Raw genomic sequence first — 1,409 nt, 5'->3', positions numbered from 1 at the left:
GATCCCATATGTGGACGGCCCCCGACTCGCAAGATATTTCGAGACAATCTGACCAGATCGCTTGCGTCCATATGTCCGGCCTGTAGTTGCGCTCGCACATGAACGCTGGCCAAGATGGTTTCCGCAACACAGGTCCCAAACATCAAGGCGGCCTTGACGGGCCAATGGGATCCTCGGAGTATCCTGTGTCTCGGATCGATCGATCACACCATCTGCTATTATCTTGCAAGTTGTAGTATCACAAACACGTGGCGAAGATCAGGACGGCTTGAGTGCTTGCTTCCCCCTCTTCATGCAGCGTGTCCCGTTAAGGCCGGTCCTGATTTTGCGCTGAATGTCTCTCCCGAGACCATGAGCTTCCAGGCTATGCGCGCCATCTTATTGGCGAGTGCGACAGCTGCCAGTTTGGGCGGCTTGCGCGTGAGCAATTCCGCCAACCAACGAGAGGCCTTACCAGATCGCCTCGCGTGATGAATCACAGCGGTTGCTCCAGCCACCAGGACGGCCCGTAGAGCTTCGTCGCCGGCTCGCGTGATACCACCGAGCCGCAGCTTACCGCCGGTCGAGTGATCTTTTGGCGTCAATCCGATCCAGGCTGCAAACTGGCGGCCAGATTGAAAGAGCTCGGGAGCGGGTGTCTTCATGATCAAGAGAGCCGAACCGATTGGGCCAATACCGGGAATGGTGTTGAGGCGTATGCTGCGTTCGTCGTTACGCTGCCATGCCTTTACCTTGGCCTCCACATCCGCAATCTTCTTGTCCAGTTGAGCATATTCCTCGGCCTGGCTCATGAACAATTCCTGCGCGAGCTCTGGCACAGTTTTCTCAACTTTTATCCTTTCGAGCAGCATCGGAATATGTGCTAACCCCTTAGCTGCAGAAATGCCGAATTCATTGGCGTAGCCCCGGATTGCGTTGGCAAGCTGAGTGCGGTTGGCTATCAGACGGGTACGGACGCTGATCAGCATGAGTGCTGCTTGGTCATCAACTGTCTTGACCGGAACAAACCGCATCGTTGGGCGGGCCATCGCCTCGCACAGACCTTCGGCGTCGGCAGCGTCATTCTTGTTCCGCTTAACGTAAGGCTTGGCGAGTTGTGGTGCGATCATCTTCACCTCATGTCCAAATGAGGCGAGTAATCGCGCCCAATGATGGGAACCACCACAGGCCTCGATCGCAACCGAAGTTGGCGGGCAGGTCGTGAAGAAGTCGATCATCTCCTTGCGTCGCATTTTCTTACGCAAGACCGGCTTCTCTCCAGCATTCACGCCATGCAGCTGAAAGACATGCTTTGACGTATCCATGCCAATACGAATAATCTTATCCATGGGCGGCCCCTTCGATTGAGATCTCAACAGCTCATCATGGCACATTTCGATGCCGTTAAGGGGCCGTCCACTCCAACATCA

1 protein-coding gene is annotated in these 1,409 nt (G+C 55.3%); it reads right to left on the bottom strand.

Features of this window, described 5'->3' with window-relative positions; translation table 11 throughout:
• Nucleotides 1–290: 290 nt before the first annotated feature.
• The gene (locus tag AAIH70_RS30945; protein WP_430038180.1) at nt 291–1,328 is read right to left on the bottom strand and encodes an IS110 family transposase; all 1,038 of its coding nucleotides are present in this window, start codon (nt 1,326–1,328) and stop codon (nt 291–293) included.
• Nucleotides 1,329–1,409 lie beyond the last annotated feature (81 nt).

The sequence above is a fragment of the Neorhizobium sp. BT27B genome (genome assembly GCF_050455485.1).
GTDB lineage: Bacteria > Pseudomonadota > Alphaproteobacteria > Rhizobiales > Rhizobiaceae > Neorhizobium.
The sequence above is the reverse complement of the archived record's forward strand: the minus strand, read 5'-3'. Positions and strand labels throughout refer to the sequence as shown.